This window comes from Actinacidiphila sp. bgisy160 (assembly GCF_965342435.1).
Classification (GTDB): Bacteria; Actinomycetota; Actinomycetes; order Streptomycetales; family Streptomycetaceae; genus Actinacidiphila.
Genome location: NZ_CBDRCM010000032.1, coordinates 16,422 through 30,946 on the forward strand (window position 1 = coordinate 16,422; position 14,525 = coordinate 30,946).

Consider the following 14,525-nt stretch of genomic DNA (forward strand, 5'->3'; position numbering starts at 1 on the left):
GGGTCAGGAGGCCTCGACGGCGGCCTTGATCCGCAGCCCGAACGCCGGGGCGTCCTTGCGCGCGGCGCTCAGGGCCAGGCCCGCCAGGAGCTTCCCGAGCCCGTGCCCCTCCAGATGGTCGAAGCTCCGCACCCGGGTGGTGGTCTCGGAGACGGGCTGCAGGTCGTAGCCGCCCTCGGCGGTGACCGGGTTCTTCGACTGCTCGGTCCAGCGGATCCGGTTGGGCGGGTCGGACTCGGTGACACCGAACTCCCGGTGGGACTTCATCCCGGCATCCTTCACGGTGCCGGCGACCACCGTGCCGACCGCGGTCGGGGCGTCCGGCGTGCGCACGATCTCCTGCCCCCGCGGGCTGAACTTGGGGGCGTTGCGCCCGTCGGCGAGGAAGGCGAGGACCTCCGCGACGGGACGGCCGACCTCGACGACCGCCTCGAACTGACCACCTATGTCGTCCCCTGATGCCTCGCCTGGTCGCCGGCACCGGCGACCAGGCCACGATAGGGCGCTGCGCCGGCCCGGGCACCTCCACGCGTGTGGATCGTCGCCGGCGCGCGGTGAGCGCGGCGGCTCCCCCGCACGTATGGAAGGCCGGGTCCCCACTCGGGACCCGCGGCAGTCCATGCCGGTGACCTGCAGTACGGAAGCGGATATTGGGGGCACGGTGAGGCGCACACGGCGTCAGGTGCAGCGCGCGCTGCGACTCGTGGCCGTCGCGGGAGTCGTCTGCGGCGGAGTGATGATGTCGCAGGCCTTCGGGGCGGCCCCCGACGGCACGCGGACCAGGGGCGGCAGCCAGGTCCTGGACGCCCCGGCCGGCGCGCAGGGCGCGACGGACGCGGCGGGCCTGGCCAGAGATCTGGCGGCGCGCCTCGGCGACGTCCGGACGGGCGGGAGCTGGGTGGACGACGAGGGCCGCCCGGTGGTCGCCGTGACCGACGAGGACACCGCGGCCGAGGTCGCCCGGGCGGGCGCCCGGGCAAAGGTCGTCCGCTACAGCATGCGCGACCTGCGGAACGCGGCCGGGCGGCTGCGCGAGGCCCCGCGCGTACCGGGCACGGCATGGTCGGTCGACCCGGTGTCCAACGAGGTCGTCGTGCTGGCCGACAGTACGGTCTCCGCCGAGTGGTGGGCACGGCTGCGGTCCGTGGCGGACGGCATCGGCGGGCAGGTGCGCATGGAGCGCACCGAGGCCTCCTTCACGACCAGGACCGCGGGCGCCGCGCCGATCCTGACCCGGGGCAGTCGCTGCTCCGCGGGCTTCAACGTCACCAACGGCACGACGGACTTCATCCTGACGGCCGGCCACTGCGGCCCGCCGGGCACCGGCTGGTTCGCCGACAACCAGGGGACCAACCCCGTCGGCACCACCGTCTCGACCTCCTTCCCCGGCGGTGACTTCTCGCTCGTCCAGTACCAGAACGACGGTTCCGACCACAGCAGCGTCGTCGGGGTCGGCGCCGGACGCGTGGCGCGGATCACGGGCGCGGCCGACCCGTTCGTGGGGCAGGAGGTCTTCCGCAGCGGCAGCACCTCCGGGCTGCACTCCGGTCAGGTCACCGGGCTGAACGCGACGGTCAACTACCCCGAGGGCACGGTCAGCGGTCTCATACAGACCTCCGTGTGCGCCGAGCCCGGCGACAGCGGCGGCCCGCTGTTCGCCCAGGGCTTCGCGCTCGGGATCACCTCGGGCGGCAGCGGCGACTGCACCGCCGGCGGGATCACGTTCTTCCAGCCGGTGACCACGGCGATGGCGGCGCTCGGTGTGAGCCTGCCGCGCGCCACGGACAGCGGTGACGCCCCGGCGCCGCCCGCCGGTGCGGACGCGCCGGGCGCGGCACCGCCCGCCTTCGCCGGCTCCCCCACCCGTGAGGCGGGCGGCGGCTCGGGGGGCGGTTCCGGCGGCTCCGGCAACGGCCAGGGCGCGCGGCAGGCGGCTCCCGGGGCGCCCGGGGCGCCGACGGCTCCGGGTGGCGCGCCGGTCTACCCGGGCACCGCGAGCGATCCGACCGCGCTGGGCGCGATCGGCAGCGGCGGCGGCATCGGTCCCGGTCTGCTCATCGCCGCCGTCAGCTGCCTCGCGTTCCTGGCCACGCGGTGGATCCGGCCCGCCGCGGGTGCCGCGGCCCACGGATCCGGACGCTGGGACTGACCGGCCGGCCGCGGACCCGCACGGGACCGCGCCCTGCGGCCGGCCGGGGCGGAGGATCATGGGGGCATGACCAGTTCACCTCGCTCCCGCTCCTTCGACCGGGCAGCCGGACGGTACGCCGCGAACCGTCCCTCCTACCCGCCGGCCCTCCTCGATGCCGTCGAGGAGCTCGCGGGGCACCGGCTGCGCGGTGCCCTGGTCGCCGACGTGGGCGCGGGGACGGGTATCGCCACGGCGCTGCTGCACGAGCGCGGCGCCCGGGTCGTGGCCGTGGAACCCGGCGACGGCATGGCCGCGGAGCTGCGCCGTGACCTGCCGGACGTCTGCCTGGTGCGTGGGGACGGCGACCGGCTGCCGCTGGCCTCCGGCGCCTTCGACTTCGTGACCTACGCCCAGGCGTGGCACTGGACCGATCCGCGGCGGTCGGTTCCGGAGGCCCTGCGAGTGCTCCGGCCGGGCGGCGCGTTCGCGCTGTGGCGCAACGACCCCGACGTCTCGGTGCCGTGGATCGCCGCCGAGCAGGAGCGGCTGGGCGGGTTCTTCGGGCCGCTGTCGCATCCCCGCTCGGGGCGGCTGCCGGACGGGCCGGGGTTCGCCGAGCACCGGCTGCCGTGGTCCCGGCGGGTGCCCGTCGAGGTGCATCTGGCGAACATCGGCACCCAGTCGGCGTTCCTGGTGCTCGGCGAGGAACGTGCCCGGGTCTTCCTCGCCGCCGAACGAGAGCGCCTGTTGCGGCACTTCCCGGACGGAATGATGGAGGAGCACTACGTCGTGACCCTGGTCCTGGCGATCCGCTGACGCGCGGTCCGGCCGGCCCCCGGCGCCGCCGGCCGCCCGCGGTCGATCAGGACGACGCCCACGAGTTCGGCGGGCCGGGGGACTCACCCAGGCGGACGAAGGCGACCGGAAGGGCCACCGGCGGCACGAGGCACAGGGCCGCCGGTGGAGCTCGCGAGGCTGAGCCGCGCGACCGCGTACCTCCGCGGAGGCAAGGGCGGAGCCGGGGCGTGTGCCGCCGCCCGCACGGTGCCGCGAGTCAGCCGCCGCGCCGGGTGCTGGAGTGTCTGGTGGCCGTGGCGGGGCGGCACGCCTAGCGTGGGCTGAGTGGCACCGGGGGGCCGCCCGGCGCAGGAGACCGAGGGAGCACGAGGGAGCACGTATGAAGAGCGCAGACCTGCTCGCCGACGCCTTCGGCAGGATCCAGGAGACCGTGCACGAGGCCGTCGAGGGCATGTCCCTGGACGCCCTGCACGCGCGCCCCGACAAGGGGGCGAACTCGATCGCCTGGCTGATCTGGCACCTGACGCGCGTTCAGGACGATCACGTGGCCGGCGTCGCCGGCACCGGGCAGTTGTGGACCGACGGCGGCTGGGCCGACCGGTTCGGTCTGCCCTTCGCGCCGTACGACACCGGGTACGGCCACCGCCCCAAGGACGTCGCCGCGCTGCGCGTGGAGTCGGGCGAGCTGCTGACCGGCTATCACGACGCGGTGTACGAGCACACCCTGGGCTATCTGCGGACGCTGCGCGAGACGGACTTCCCGCGCGTCGTCGACACCAGCTGGGATCCTCCGGTGACGCTCGCGGTACGGCTGGTCAGCGTGGTGTCGGACGACCTGCAGCACGCCGGGCAGGCCGCGTTCCTGCGCGGCTGCGTGGAACGCGGCGCGCTCTAGTGGCCCTGTCGTCAAAGTAGCGCCGCCCGCCCGGAGGGCGGGCCCAGCCGGGCCGGCACATCGGTCCGCAACGTTTCCGGCGGGTCGGCGTGAGCCGTCGAGGCTGCCATGGCCACCTCCGTGAACGAGCCGTTCCGTCCGGAAGCGCGCCTTCCCCCGGCCGGGGCGTTCATGCCGCGGGCGGTCGGGCCGGTCAGCCGTAGAAGTTGCGCTCCCAGCGGTGCCGGGCCAGGACCGCGAGCTGTTCCGGCGTCAGAAAGCGTCCGTCGCTGAGCGCCGTGTTCCGCTCGACGTTGCGCACCGACCGCATGCCGGGGATGACGGTGGAGACCGCGGGGGCGCTCAGCACGAAGCGCAGGGCGGTCTCCGCCATGTCGTCCTCGTCGATGCCGAGGTCGGCGACGATGGCGTCCACGTGCCGCTCCACCTGCGCGGGACGGTCGTCGCGGAAGTAGCGGTTGCGGAAGTCGCCTTCGGGGAACGTGGTCCCGGCGGTGATCCGGCCGGTCAGGCCGCCCTCGTCGAGGGCTACCCGGACGATGACGCCGACGCCGTGCTCCTGGCAGGCGGGGAGCAGCGCGTCCGCGGGCGCCTGGTCGAAGACGTTGTAGATCACCTGCACCGTGTCCACGAGCCCGCTGCGGACCAGGGCGAGGGCGTTGTCCGGCTCGTGGTCGTTGACCGACACCCCGAAGAGCCGGATCTTGCCCTGCTGCTTCAGGTCCGCGACGGCCTCCGCCCAGTCCCCGCGGCCGACCCATTCGTCGCTCCAGACGTGGAACTGGAGCACGTCGAAGTGGTCGAGCCCACTGGCCCGCAGGCTGGTGTCGAGGCTCTCGCGGATGTGGTCGCCGGGGAACGCCTCCGCGGGGTCGACGCCGTCGGGGGCGGGCCACAGGCGGTTCTTCGGAGGCACCTTGGTGGCCACGAGGATCTCATCGCCGGCCCGGGCGCGCTCGCGGACGACCTGCCCGACGATCCGCTCGCTCTCGCCGTAGCCGCGGGCGGTGTCGATGAGGTTCACCCCGAGGTCGACGGCGCGGTTCAGGGCGCGTACGGACTCGTCCTCGGTCGCGCCCACCCACGCGGACGCCCCGATCCCCCAGGCTCCGTAGCCGATCTCCGACACCCTCAGCCCACTGCGTCCCAGGTCCCGGTAGCGCACAGTCGTCCTCCACTCGGTGCCGTCACCCGCGGAGCGGTCTCCGCAGCCACGACGATAGGCGACGGGCCCGCACAAGGTCATCAGGGTTCCGCGCCGGCGCCGCCGGGCCGGCCGCACGCATACCCCAACGATGCCCGGGCCGCGGCGAATTCGGCGATTCCCGGAGCCTGCGCCCACCGGCGGTCCTCACGTGGTCGGCCCGTAACGGATGAAGGGGGGAGAACAGGGGGACCGCTGTGCCGAACCCGTCCGGCGGAAGACCGTCACGGCGCCGCATGATCGAGCCGACGCGCGTCATCCCCGCGCGGGAGACGGCCGGAGGGCCGGACGAGCCGTGGGAGGACTCCCTCGGCCTCTTCCGCCCCGCCGGCGGATCCACCCCGCCCCGGGAGGACGGTCCCGACACCCAGCCGCTGCCGCGCACCGCGCCGCCCCCGCCGAGGTCCGCGCCCCACGGAACGGATCCCCGGGCGGTGGGGCGGACGGGACGGCTCCGCCGCTCTCCCCGCACCACGCGAGCGTTGCGACCTCGCCGTGCTCACCGGTACCGGGGGCGCCGCCGGATTCGCCCTCGCCCTCGCCCTCGCCCTGTTCTCCCCCGGCGTCCTCCATCGCGGCCCCTCGCAAGGGGCCGCCCCCGCCGCGTCCGGCGCGCCCACGGCCGCCGCTCCCGGCTCCCCTGGCACGGGCGCCGTCGGCGGGGTGCTCCGCGAGGGCGACTCCGGACCGGCCGTCAGCGAGCTCCAGGCCCGGCTGCTGCGGATCCCGGACGTGTACGCGGGCGGTGCCGTCGACGGCCGGTTCGACCGGCGCCTCGCCGCGGCCGTCGCCCGCTTCCAGGTCTGGTACGGCGTCCGCGGCGACGAGAGCGGCGAGTACGGCGACGCCACGCGGCGCGACCTGGAGTCCCGTACCTCGCTCGCCTCGGGCTGATCCCGCGGACGCCCGGCCAAGCCCGGGGTCGCTGGGCGGGCCGCCCGGGCGAACGTTTTATAGATTGGTCGGGTGACCCTGCCGGACAGGGGGGACGACGAGCAGCACACCGAGGCGACACCGCAGATCGACTACGGTGCGCTGTTCGCGGCGATGCCCAGCCCCTACCTGGTGCTGGACGCGACGCTCGTCATCGTGGGCGTCAACCGGGCCTACCTGGAGGCCACCAGGCGCACCCGGGACGACCTGATCGGGCAGTACATCTTCGACGCGTTCCCGGACAACCCCGCCGACCCGCTGGCCGACGGGGTGCGCAACCTCAGCGCCTCCCTGCACCGGGTGCTGACCTCCCGCGAGGGCGACACGATGGCGCCGCAGAAGTACGACATCCCGGTGACGGCCGAGCCCGGGAGGTTCGAGGAGCGCTGGTGGAGCCCGATCAACACCCCCGTCCTCGGGCCGGACGGTACCGTGGCGTGGATCATCCACCGGGTGGAGGACGTGACGGCGTTCGTCCAGGCCCGCCGGCACCGGCACGGGCTGCAGGGCTCCGAGCTGAGCGAGCGGGAGCAGGCGATGGAGGCCGAGCTGTACGCGCGGGCCCGCGAACTGCAGCGCCTCAACGACCAGCTGCGCGAGGCCCACGCCCGGGAACGGCAGGTCGCCCTGACGCTGCAGGAGGCCATGCTCCACTCGCCCGATCTGGCCCGGCACGAGGACATCGCGGTGCGCTACCTGCCGGCCGCGGGCTCGCTGAACGTGTGCGGCGACTGGTACGACGTGGTCAACCTCTCGCCGGGCTGCTACGCGGTGGCGGTCGGCGACGTGGTGGGCCACGGGCTGGAGGCCGCCAGCGTCATGGGGATGCTGCGCAGCGCGCTGAGCGCGGCGATGCGCACCGTCGACGGTCCCGCGAGGGCCCTGGAGGTCGTCGGCCTGTACGCCCGCTGCGTCGACGGCGCGGTGGCCACCACCGCCGTCAGCGCCCTGATCGACAAGGCGCGACACACGATCAGCTACAGCAGCGCCGGGCATCCCCCACCGGTGCTGCTCCACGGCGACGGCCGCTGCGAGCTGCTGGACCAGGCCACCGACCCGCCCCTGGGTGCCCGTCCCTCCCCCGTCGCCCGCCCGCAGGCGGTCGTGCCGTACCGCCCGGGGGACACGTTGGTGCTCTACACCGACGGGCTGATCGAGCGCCGCAAGGAGGACATCTACACCGGCCTGGCCCGGCTGACCACGGCGCTCGCCGAGCAGCCCGAGCTCAGCGCCGAGCGACTCGCGGACGCCCTGCTGGCCCGGCTGGGCGTCACGGGGGGCGCGGCGGACGACATCGCGCTGGTCACCGTACGCCTGTGAGGCGCGGACGCCGCCGGGCCACGCGGTGGCCGGGCGGTCCTGCCCGGCCTACGGTGATCTGAAGGGGTCCGGCGAGTCGTGGACCCGAGCAGCGAGGAGGCCGCGAGTGCCCGGTCGCGGTGGGCTGGAGTGGGTGCGGGCGCGTGATCCGGGCCTCCGGGCGGTGCGCCGTGCCGCGCGGGTGACGCTGGTGGCGTGCCTGAGCTTCTTCGTGGCGCGCTACGGCTTCGGCGACCCGATCGTCGCGATCTACGCCCTCTTCGGCGCGGTCGCCTCCGGCGCCCTGTCGTACGTGCCCGGTACGCCGGGCGAGCGTGCCCGGACGCTGCTGGCCGCGCTGCCGGTGGCCGCGCTGCTGGTCGCCCTGGGCACGGCACTGGCCGTGAGCGACTGGACGGCGGCGCTGGGAATGCTCGGGGTCGGCTTCGCGGTCACGTACGCGGGGGTGGGCGGGCCGAAGCTGGTGGGGCTCGCCAACGGCCTGCAGCTGTTCTACATCCTGCCGTGCTTTCCCCCGTACCAGCCGCAGACGCTGGGCCTGCGCCTGTCCGGACTGGTGGTCGGCGTGCTGCTGATGGCGGCGGCCGAGGTGTCGGTGTGGCCGGACCCGTCGCCAGGCCGCTACCAGGACCGGCTCGCCCACGCGTGCGAGACCGCGGCGCGGGCGCTGCGGGCGCTGGCGCTGGAGCCGCCGGTGGTGTCCGAGCGTCCGGAACATCTGCTGGAGACGGCGCAGCAACTGCGCATGAGCCACGTGCCGAAGGACGAGCGACCGGTGTCGGCGGGGGCGCGCGACCGGGCGTTGTGCCAGGGGGCCGCGTACGTGCGGCACCTGCTCGCGCAGACCGGGCAGTTGGCCGAGGACGCGGCGGAGCGGACGCCGGGTCCCGATCCCGCGCGGTCACGGATGCTGCTGGCCTCGGCCACCGCCTGCCACGGCGCCGCCCTGGCCCTGAGGGGCGAGAGCCCGGCGCCCCCGGTCGCCCCGTGCGCGGCCGCCGCGACGGCCTTCGAGGAGCACCGGGTCCGCCGGCCGGTGTCCGGGGCGGCCTCCGCGACGACGGTGCGGGACGGGGCGATCGCGCTCGACATCGCGTACACCGCGGCCTTCCTGGTGACTTCCGTGCGGATCGCGCTGGGCGCGCCCGTGCGGCCCGAGGCGACCCGGCCCGCGGAACGGCTGGGGCCGTTCTGGTACGCGGGGCAGTCGCCCGTCGCGCTGTACGGGCACCGGATGCGGGTCCATCTCACGCCGCGCTCGGTCTACTTCCAGAACGCCGTGCGCATCGCGCTGGCCCTCGCCGTGGCGCGGCTGATCGCGGGTGGGCTCGAACTGTCGCACGGTTTCTGGGCGCTGCTGACCACCCTGACGGTGATGCGCACCAGTGCCGCCGGTACCCGTACGACCGTACTCCCCGCGGTGCGGGGCACGGTGGTGGGGGCCGCGCTGGCGGCGGCGCTGCTGCTGTTCGTGGGCGACCGGCCGCTGGTGTACGCGGTCGCGATGCCGCCGGTGTTCTTCCTGGCGTTCACCGCGGGGCCGGTGCTCGGTCTCGGGTGGAGCCAGGCCTTCCTCACGGTCGCGGTGGCCACCGCCTTCACGCAGATCGCCCCCACGGGTCCGGAATTCGCCGCGTTCCGGATCGTGGACGTGGTCACGGGCGCGCTGACCGGCATCCTCGTCGGACTGCTGGCCTGGCCGCGGGGCGGCACGGGCGAGCTGGGACGGGCCTGTTCGCGGCTGCTGGACCAGGGAACCCGGGCGGTCACCCAGATCACCGACTGCATCACCGGGACCGGGACGATGGGTGACGCGCTGCGGAGGGCCCGGCTCGCCCAGCTCATCGCGGAGGCGAGCTACGCGCAGTTCGCCACCGAACGCGACACCCCCGGCGCGGGCCCGCCCCTGCCGACGGACTTCCAGGCGATCGTGCTGGCCGGGAACCGGGTCCTCACCATGGGGCAGACCCTGGTGGACCACTGCCCGCCGGGCGCGCTGGCGGCGTGGCCCCTCAGCGCCGCGCACCTGCGGGACGCGGCGCACCATCTGCGGCTGACGACCCTGCCGCTGACGTACGACCTGCGCTCGGGGGCCATGCGTCCGGCGCCCGACGACGCCCCGCAGCGGAGCGTGCCGACCGACCACACCGTCATCGCGGACGTCTGCGCGGCCTCGGGCGGCCGGGCCCCGGACCCGCTGCTGTACTACGCCGTCGACGCCGCGATCTGGCTGGCCGGCCTGCAGCGGGTGGTCACCGCGCTCCGCAGGCCGGCGGGAGGTCCGGCAGCAGCGCAGTGTTGACGGCCGCGAGGATCGTGGCGACGTCCTCACGGGGCACCGCGGGCCACAGGATCGCGCGTGCTCGGCGGTACTTGGCGGCCAGCCGCAGCCGCTGCGCCTCGTCGAGGCGTGCGGCCCGGTCCGGATGGCTGTTGTGGGCGTTGTCGGCGATCTTCACCAGGGCCGCCTCGCGGCAGGCGGCGATCCGCCGCAGCTTGTCCTCGTAGGGCACGCCCGGCTCGTTGGTGACCTGCTCGACGACGGCGACGACCCGGTCCGGGACGCCGGCGGCGCGCAGCCGGCCGGCGGTCCAGGGGGTGTCCTCGATGACGTCGTGCAGCAGACCGGCCATCTGCAGTTCGGGGCCGAAGGCGGCGAGCCCCGCCGCGACCGCCCGGACGTGCTCGATGTAGGGGACGCCGATGCGGTCGGTCTGGCCCTCGTGCGCCAGGCACGCCAGGGCGTCGGCGTCGGCCACGCTCTCCACCTTCATGGCACCCCATCCTCGGGGGCGCCGGGCGGGCTGGTCCAGCCTCAGCCCAGCGCGGCGAGCAGACGCTCGGCCAGCGGGCCGGAGGACGCCGGGTTCTGACCGGTGATCAGGTTGCCGTCGGACACCACGTGGGGCGCCCACGGCTCGCCCTCCTGGAAGTCCGCCCCGAGGGCGACCAGGCGGTCCTGCAGGAGCCAGGGAGCCCGGTCGGCGAGTCCGGCCTGGGTCTCCTCGGCGTTGCTGAAGGCGGTCAGCCGGTGGCCCGCGAAGGGCCAGCTGCCATCGGCGCGTTCGGCGGCGAGCAGGGCCGCGGGGCCGTGGCAGACGATGCCCAGCGGCTTGCCCGAGTCGAGGGCGGCGGTCAGCAGGCGTCCGGAGACCGGGTCGACGGCGAGGTCCTCCATCGGGCCGTGCCCGCCGGGGTAGAACACGGCGGCGTAGTCGTCGAGGTCCGCCTCCTCCAGCTTGATCGGGTGCCGCAGCGCCGTCATCGTCTCCAGCTCCTCGGCGACGGCCCGGGCGCCCTCCTCCCCGCCGTTGACCTCGGCGGCCAGACTCGCCCGGTCCACGGCCGGGACGACGCCGCCCGGGGTGGCGACCACGGCCTCGTGCCCCGCGGCGGTGAGGATCCGGTGGGGGGTCGCGGCCTCCTCGGCCCAGAAGCCGGTCGGGTGCCCGGTGCCGTCGGACAGCGTCCAGGACGTGGCGCCGGTCAGGACGAACAGGATCTTCGCCATGCTGTCAGGTCTCCTTGGGGTGCTCGGTTGCCGCCGACCCGCTTCGGTGCGGGCCGACAGCACGACGGTAGGGCGGACCTCCCATTGGATTCCAATAGGATCACTACCATGAGCCATACGGATTCCAATGGGTCGCCGGGAATGCGCCCGGAGCACCGGGCCCCGGGAGGGGGATCGCTGGACCTGACGCTGCTGCGCACCTTCCTGGCGGTGCACCGCGCCGGTTCCTTCACCGCCGCCGCGCGGCTCCTGGGGCTCTCCCAGCCGACGGTGACCACCCAGATCCGTACGCTCGAAGGGCAACTGGACCGGGAACTGTTCGAGCGGCTGCCCCGCGGGGTCGCCGCGACGCCCTTCGCCGACGAGCTCGCCGGCCGGGTGGCCGAGCCGCTCGACGCGCTCGCCGCCGTCGCCGACCGCGGGCACGGGGACGCGGACCTGCCCGCCGAGCCGGTCCGCCTCGGCGGCCCGGCGGAGCTGCTGTGCGAGCGCGTGCTGCCGGCGCTCGCACCGCTCGTGGAGCGCGGCGTACGGCTGCGGATCGGCACCGGGCTCACCGACGACCTGCTGGAGTCGCTGCGGGCCGGACAGCACGACCTGGTGATCTCCACGCACCGCCCGCGGGGCCGCCTGCTCAGCGCCGTCCCTCTTATGGACGAGGAGTTCGTGCTGGTGGCCGCCCCGTCACGGGCGGCCCGGCTGGACGTGGCGTCCGGCGGTCCCGGCGCGCTGAGCGGCGTCCCGCTCGTCTCGTACGCCGAGGACCTGCCCATCGCCCGCCGCTACTGGCGTCATGTCTTCGGCCGCCGCCTCACCGGGCAGGCCGCCGTGACCGTCCCGGACCTGCGCGGCGTGCTGGCCACCGTCGCCGCGGGCGCGGGCTTCTCCGTCCTCCCCCGCTACCTGTGCGCCGCCGCCCTGGCGGAGGGGACGCTCGTGCCGCTGCTCGACCCCGCCGACCCGCCCATCAACACCGCCTACCTGGTCCAGCGCCCGGGCTCCGGCCATCACCCCCACCTCGGCCTCGTCCGCGACCTGCTGCTGCGCGAGGCCCGCGCCTGGTGACGTGCGGCGTCGGCGGTCACGACGCGAGCGGCTTCAGGGCGAGCACCAGCACCGGCACGAGCCACCCCGCCAGGGAGGCCGCCTGCACGCCCGCGGCGGCCGCGAAGCCGCGGCGCGTCAGACCACGGCCGTCCCGGCGGACGCATCGCGACATGAGCGCGCGAGCGCCCGGGGCGCATGCTTGAGTCTCCCGCGGCGGGAGACCCCAGGATGGCGGACATGGACGACGACACCCTCTACACCATCGGTGAGCTGGCCCGGCTGACCGGTCTGACGGTCAAGACCATCCGGTACTGGTCGGACACCGGGGTGGTGCCGCCGACCGATCGGACACCCGCCGGCTACCGGCTCTACGACCGTGCCGCGCTCGACCGTCTGGCCCTGGTGCGCACGCTGCGCGACCTCGGCATCGACCTCGCCTCCGTCCATTCGATCCTGGACAGCAAGGTCACCGTCGCCGAGGTCGCCGCGGCCCACGCCGAGGCTCTGGAGGTGCAGATCCGTATGCTGCGGATCCGCCAGACGGTGCTGCGGACGGTCGCGGGGCGCGGGGCCTCACCACAGGAGACGGAACTGATGCACCGACTCGCCACCCTCTCGGAACGTGAACGCCGCCGCCTCGTCGACGAGTTCGTCGACCACATCGTGAGCGGCATCGACGTCGACCCCGGTTTCCCGGCCATGATGCGCGCCGCGATGCCCGAACTCCCCGACGACGCCGCGCCGGAGCAGGTGGGCGCCTGGGTGGAGCTGGCAGAGCTGATCCAGGACGAGGAGTTCAGGGCCGGCGTCCGCCGCGCCGTCGCCGACCAGAGCCGTGCGCTCGCCGAAGGCGGGCAGCCGGACCCGGCGGCGGCCCGCCGGACGGCCGAACTGCTGCGGGAGCGCGCGGGCGGCGCTGTAGCGGCGGGTGTCGACCCGGCCTCGGCGTCGGCCCGGCCCGTCGTGGAGGAACTCGTCGGCGTCTACGCGCAGTTGTCGGGCCGGGCGGACGGCCCCGAGTTCCGGGCATGGCTGGCCGAACGGCTGGAGATCTCCCACGACTCCCGTTACGAGCGCTACTGGCAGTTGCTGGCGCAGGTGGCCGGCCAGGACGCACCGCCCGCGCTGGCCCCGGCCGTCGCGTGGCTGACGGCCGCCTTGCGGGCGTGACGAAACCGGCGCGGCGGCCCGTCAGCGCTCCTCGGCGACGCGGGCGCGCAGCCGAAGGACCTCGGCGGCCCGCCGGCACCAGTCCCGGTTGCCCTCCTCGAAGGCGAGGCCCCGCAGGCAGGTGAGGTAGGGGCCGACGCGGCGGCCGCGGCCGAGGAACTCCTCCTCGGTGCGGCCGCCGCGCATCCGCACCAGGAGCCGTTCGAACAGCTCGATCTTGGCGTCGGCGAAGGCGGCCCGCTCGCCGAGCCGGGCGATCAGCTCCCCCGCGTCCACGACGTCGGCGGCCTGTACCGCCACCAGCAGGTCGTCCCGGACGAAGGAGGGTTTGCCGACCGCCGCCGCGAACCGTTCCAGCTCGGCGACCCCGGCCTCGGTGACGTGGAAGAGGCGCTTGGTGGGCCGGCTGTCCTGGACGACCTCCCGGCCGGCGATGAGCCCCTCCTTGTCGAGCCTGGCCAGCTCCGCGTAGAGCTGCTGCGGCAGGGCGTGCCAGAAGTTCGCCACCCCGATGTCGAAAGCCTTCGCCAGCTCGTAGCCGCTGAGTTCCCCGTCCAGGAGCGCGGCCAGCACCGCGTGCCGCAGGGCCATCCCCGCTCCCTTCCGTCCGCCTGTCCGGCCGTGCCTCGCTCTTCCGTGTGGCCGCGCCCCATGATACTCAAGAAACGGAGTAATCAATGTTCTGAGTGTCGACGTCCGGAGCCGGACGACCAGGAGGAGCCATGACAGCCGCCGACCGCTTCCGGTCCGCCGTCGAGCGCCGCGATCTCGGCGCGCTGGACGAGCTGCTCCACGAGGACATCCGCCTCTACAGCCCGGTGAAGTTCACGCCGTTCGAGGGCAAGCCCATGGTGCTTGGGCTCTTCGGCGTCCTGCTGCGCACCTTCGAGGACTTCCACTACGTCGGGACCCTCGACGGCACGGTCGAGACCAGCGCCGACGGCACCGAGGCGCCGTCGACGGTGCTGGTGTTCCGCGCCACCGTGGGCGGCAGGGACATCCACGGCATCGACCTGCTGCAGGTCGACGAGGCGGACCTCATCAAGGAGTTCACCGTGATGGTGCGTCCGCGGTCCGCGGTGCACGCGCTCGGGGAGGCCGTCCTGGCCGGCCTCGTCGCCGACGGTCTCGTCCCGGCGCCGTAGGGGCCCGGCGAAGGAGGAGGGCGCGGCCGTCACCGGCCCGCGAGCAGTCCGCGGCACCAGGCGAGGGCGGCGTCGAGCGCCCCGCTCGCCCTGTCGCCGCTTCGCGAGCCGGGACGAGCCGCTGAGCGCGCTGGTCCGCGACGCCGACGACGGCATGGCCACCGCCACGCCCGAAGCCGCCGAGTCGGCCGCCGGGCACACCCCCCGTCCGCGCCTGCACGCGCCGGCCCCGGCGTGCCGGGTCTGGTCTCATCTGCACGGCGCCGTGGGCCTGGAGCCGCCCGGCCGGTTCCGTGGGCGTGGGCGTGGGCCACAGCGGCGCCACCCACCGGCCTGAACCCGGCAGCGGACCTAGGTCCGGTCCTACGTCC

General features: G+C 74.9%; 15 protein-coding genes. 9 read left to right on the forward strand and 6 right to left on the reverse strand.

Annotation, left to right across the window (positions count from 1 at the left end):
* Window positions 1-3: 3 nt before the first annotated feature.
* The gene (locus ACRWNP_RS23525) at window positions 4-447 is read right to left on the reverse strand and encodes an SRPBCC family protein (RefSeq protein WP_431964564.1); all 444 of its coding nucleotides are present in this window, start codon (window positions 445-447) and stop codon (window positions 4-6) included.
* 214 nt (window positions 448-661) lie between these two features.
* On the opposite strand from ACRWNP_RS23525, the gene ACRWNP_RS23530 reads away from it, so the two are divergent.
* From ACRWNP_RS23530 to ACRWNP_RS23540, 3 genes are all read left to right on the forward strand, one after another.
* Window positions 662-2,149, forward strand: coding sequence for a S1 family peptidase (locus tag ACRWNP_RS23530; RefSeq protein WP_431964457.1), 1,488 nt, complete (start codon window positions 662-664; stop codon window positions 2,147-2,149).
* A gap of 66 nt (window positions 2,150-2,215) precedes the next feature.
* A complete protein-coding gene (locus ACRWNP_RS23535; protein WP_431964459.1) occupies window positions 2,216-2,947 on the forward strand; it encodes a class I SAM-dependent methyltransferase in 732 nt (243 codons plus the stop codon).
* A gap of 361 nt (window positions 2,948-3,308) precedes the next feature.
* Window positions 3,309-3,824, forward strand: a complete 516-nt coding sequence (locus ACRWNP_RS23540; protein WP_431964460.1) for a mycothiol transferase — start codon at window positions 3,309-3,311, stop codon at window positions 3,822-3,824.
* A gap of 193 nt (window positions 3,825-4,017) precedes the next feature.
* On the opposite strand, the gene ACRWNP_RS23545 is transcribed toward ACRWNP_RS23540, so the two are convergent.
* Entirely contained in the window at window positions 4,018-4,989 is a 972-nt protein-coding gene (locus tag ACRWNP_RS23545; RefSeq protein WP_431964462.1) for an aldo/keto reductase, read from the reverse strand.
* Window positions 4,990-5,523: 534 nt separating this feature from the next.
* On the opposite strand from ACRWNP_RS23545, the gene ACRWNP_RS23550 reads away from it, so the two are divergent.
* The 3 genes from ACRWNP_RS23550 to ACRWNP_RS23560 all read left to right on the forward strand — a co-directional run bounded on the left by ACRWNP_RS23550 (window position 5,524) and on the right by ACRWNP_RS23560 (window position 9,583).
* The gene (locus ACRWNP_RS23550) at window positions 5,524-5,922 is read left to right on the forward strand and encodes a peptidoglycan-binding domain-containing protein (protein WP_431964464.1); all 399 of its coding nucleotides are present in this window, start codon (window positions 5,524-5,526) and stop codon (window positions 5,920-5,922) included.
* A 153-nt stretch (window positions 5,923-6,075) separates the two neighbouring features.
* Window positions 6,076-7,281: a PP2C family protein-serine/threonine phosphatase gene (locus tag ACRWNP_RS23555; protein WP_431964566.1), complete on the forward strand. Its 1,206-nt coding sequence runs from the start codon at window positions 6,076-6,078 to the stop codon at window positions 7,279-7,281.
* Between the two features lie 106 nt (window positions 7,282-7,387).
* Window positions 7,388-9,583: an FUSC family protein gene (locus ACRWNP_RS23560; protein WP_431964466.1), complete on the forward strand. Its 2,196-nt coding sequence runs from the start codon at window positions 7,388-7,390 to the stop codon at window positions 9,581-9,583.
* Here ACRWNP_RS23560 and ACRWNP_RS23565 read toward each other — a convergent pair.
* Both ACRWNP_RS23565 and ACRWNP_RS23570 read right to left on the reverse strand, forming a co-directional pair.
* Window positions 9,534-10,055, reverse strand: a complete 522-nt coding sequence (locus ACRWNP_RS23565; RefSeq protein WP_431964468.1) for an HD domain-containing protein — start codon at window positions 10,053-10,055, stop codon at window positions 9,534-9,536. The genes ACRWNP_RS23560 and ACRWNP_RS23565 overlap by 50 nt on opposite strands.
* A 41-nt stretch (window positions 10,056-10,096) precedes the next feature.
* Complete coding sequence (locus ACRWNP_RS23570) at window positions 10,097-10,792, reverse strand: type 1 glutamine amidotransferase domain-containing protein (protein WP_431964470.1); 696 nt, start codon at window positions 10,790-10,792, stop codon at window positions 10,097-10,099.
* Window positions 10,793-10,900: 108 nt separating this feature from the next.
* On the opposite strand from ACRWNP_RS23570, the gene ACRWNP_RS23575 reads away from it, so the two are divergent.
* A complete protein-coding gene (locus ACRWNP_RS23575) occupies window positions 10,901-11,857 on the forward strand; it encodes a LysR family transcriptional regulator (RefSeq protein ID WP_431964472.1) in 957 nt (318 codons plus the stop codon).
* A gap of 16 nt (window positions 11,858-11,873) precedes the next feature.
* On the opposite strand, the gene ACRWNP_RS23580 is transcribed toward ACRWNP_RS23575, so the two are convergent.
* Window positions 11,874-12,011: a hypothetical protein gene (locus tag ACRWNP_RS23580; RefSeq protein ID WP_431964474.1), complete on the reverse strand. Its 138-nt coding sequence runs from the start codon at window positions 12,009-12,011 to the stop codon at window positions 11,874-11,876.
* A 65-nt stretch (window positions 12,012-12,076) separates the two neighbouring features.
* Here ACRWNP_RS23580 and ACRWNP_RS23585 point away from each other — a divergent pair, with 65 nt between their 5' ends.
* Complete coding sequence (locus tag ACRWNP_RS23585) at window positions 12,077-13,009, forward strand: MerR family transcriptional regulator (protein ID WP_431964476.1); 933 nt, start codon at window positions 12,077-12,079, stop codon at window positions 13,007-13,009.
* Between the two features lie 21 nt (window positions 13,010-13,030).
* On the opposite strand, the gene ACRWNP_RS23590 is transcribed toward ACRWNP_RS23585, so the two are convergent.
* Window positions 13,031-13,600 carry a PadR family transcriptional regulator gene (locus ACRWNP_RS23590; protein ID WP_431964478.1) on the reverse strand — a complete coding sequence of 190 codons (570 nt, stop codon included), beginning with the start codon at window positions 13,598-13,600 and terminating at the stop codon, window positions 13,031-13,033.
* A gap of 131 nt (window positions 13,601-13,731) precedes the next feature.
* Between ACRWNP_RS23590 and ACRWNP_RS23595 the strand changes: the two genes are divergently transcribed.
* Window positions 13,732-14,154, forward strand: coding sequence for a nuclear transport factor 2 family protein (locus ACRWNP_RS23595; RefSeq protein WP_431964480.1), 423 nt, complete (start codon window positions 13,732-13,734; stop codon window positions 14,152-14,154).
* Window positions 14,155-14,525 lie beyond the last annotated feature (371 nt).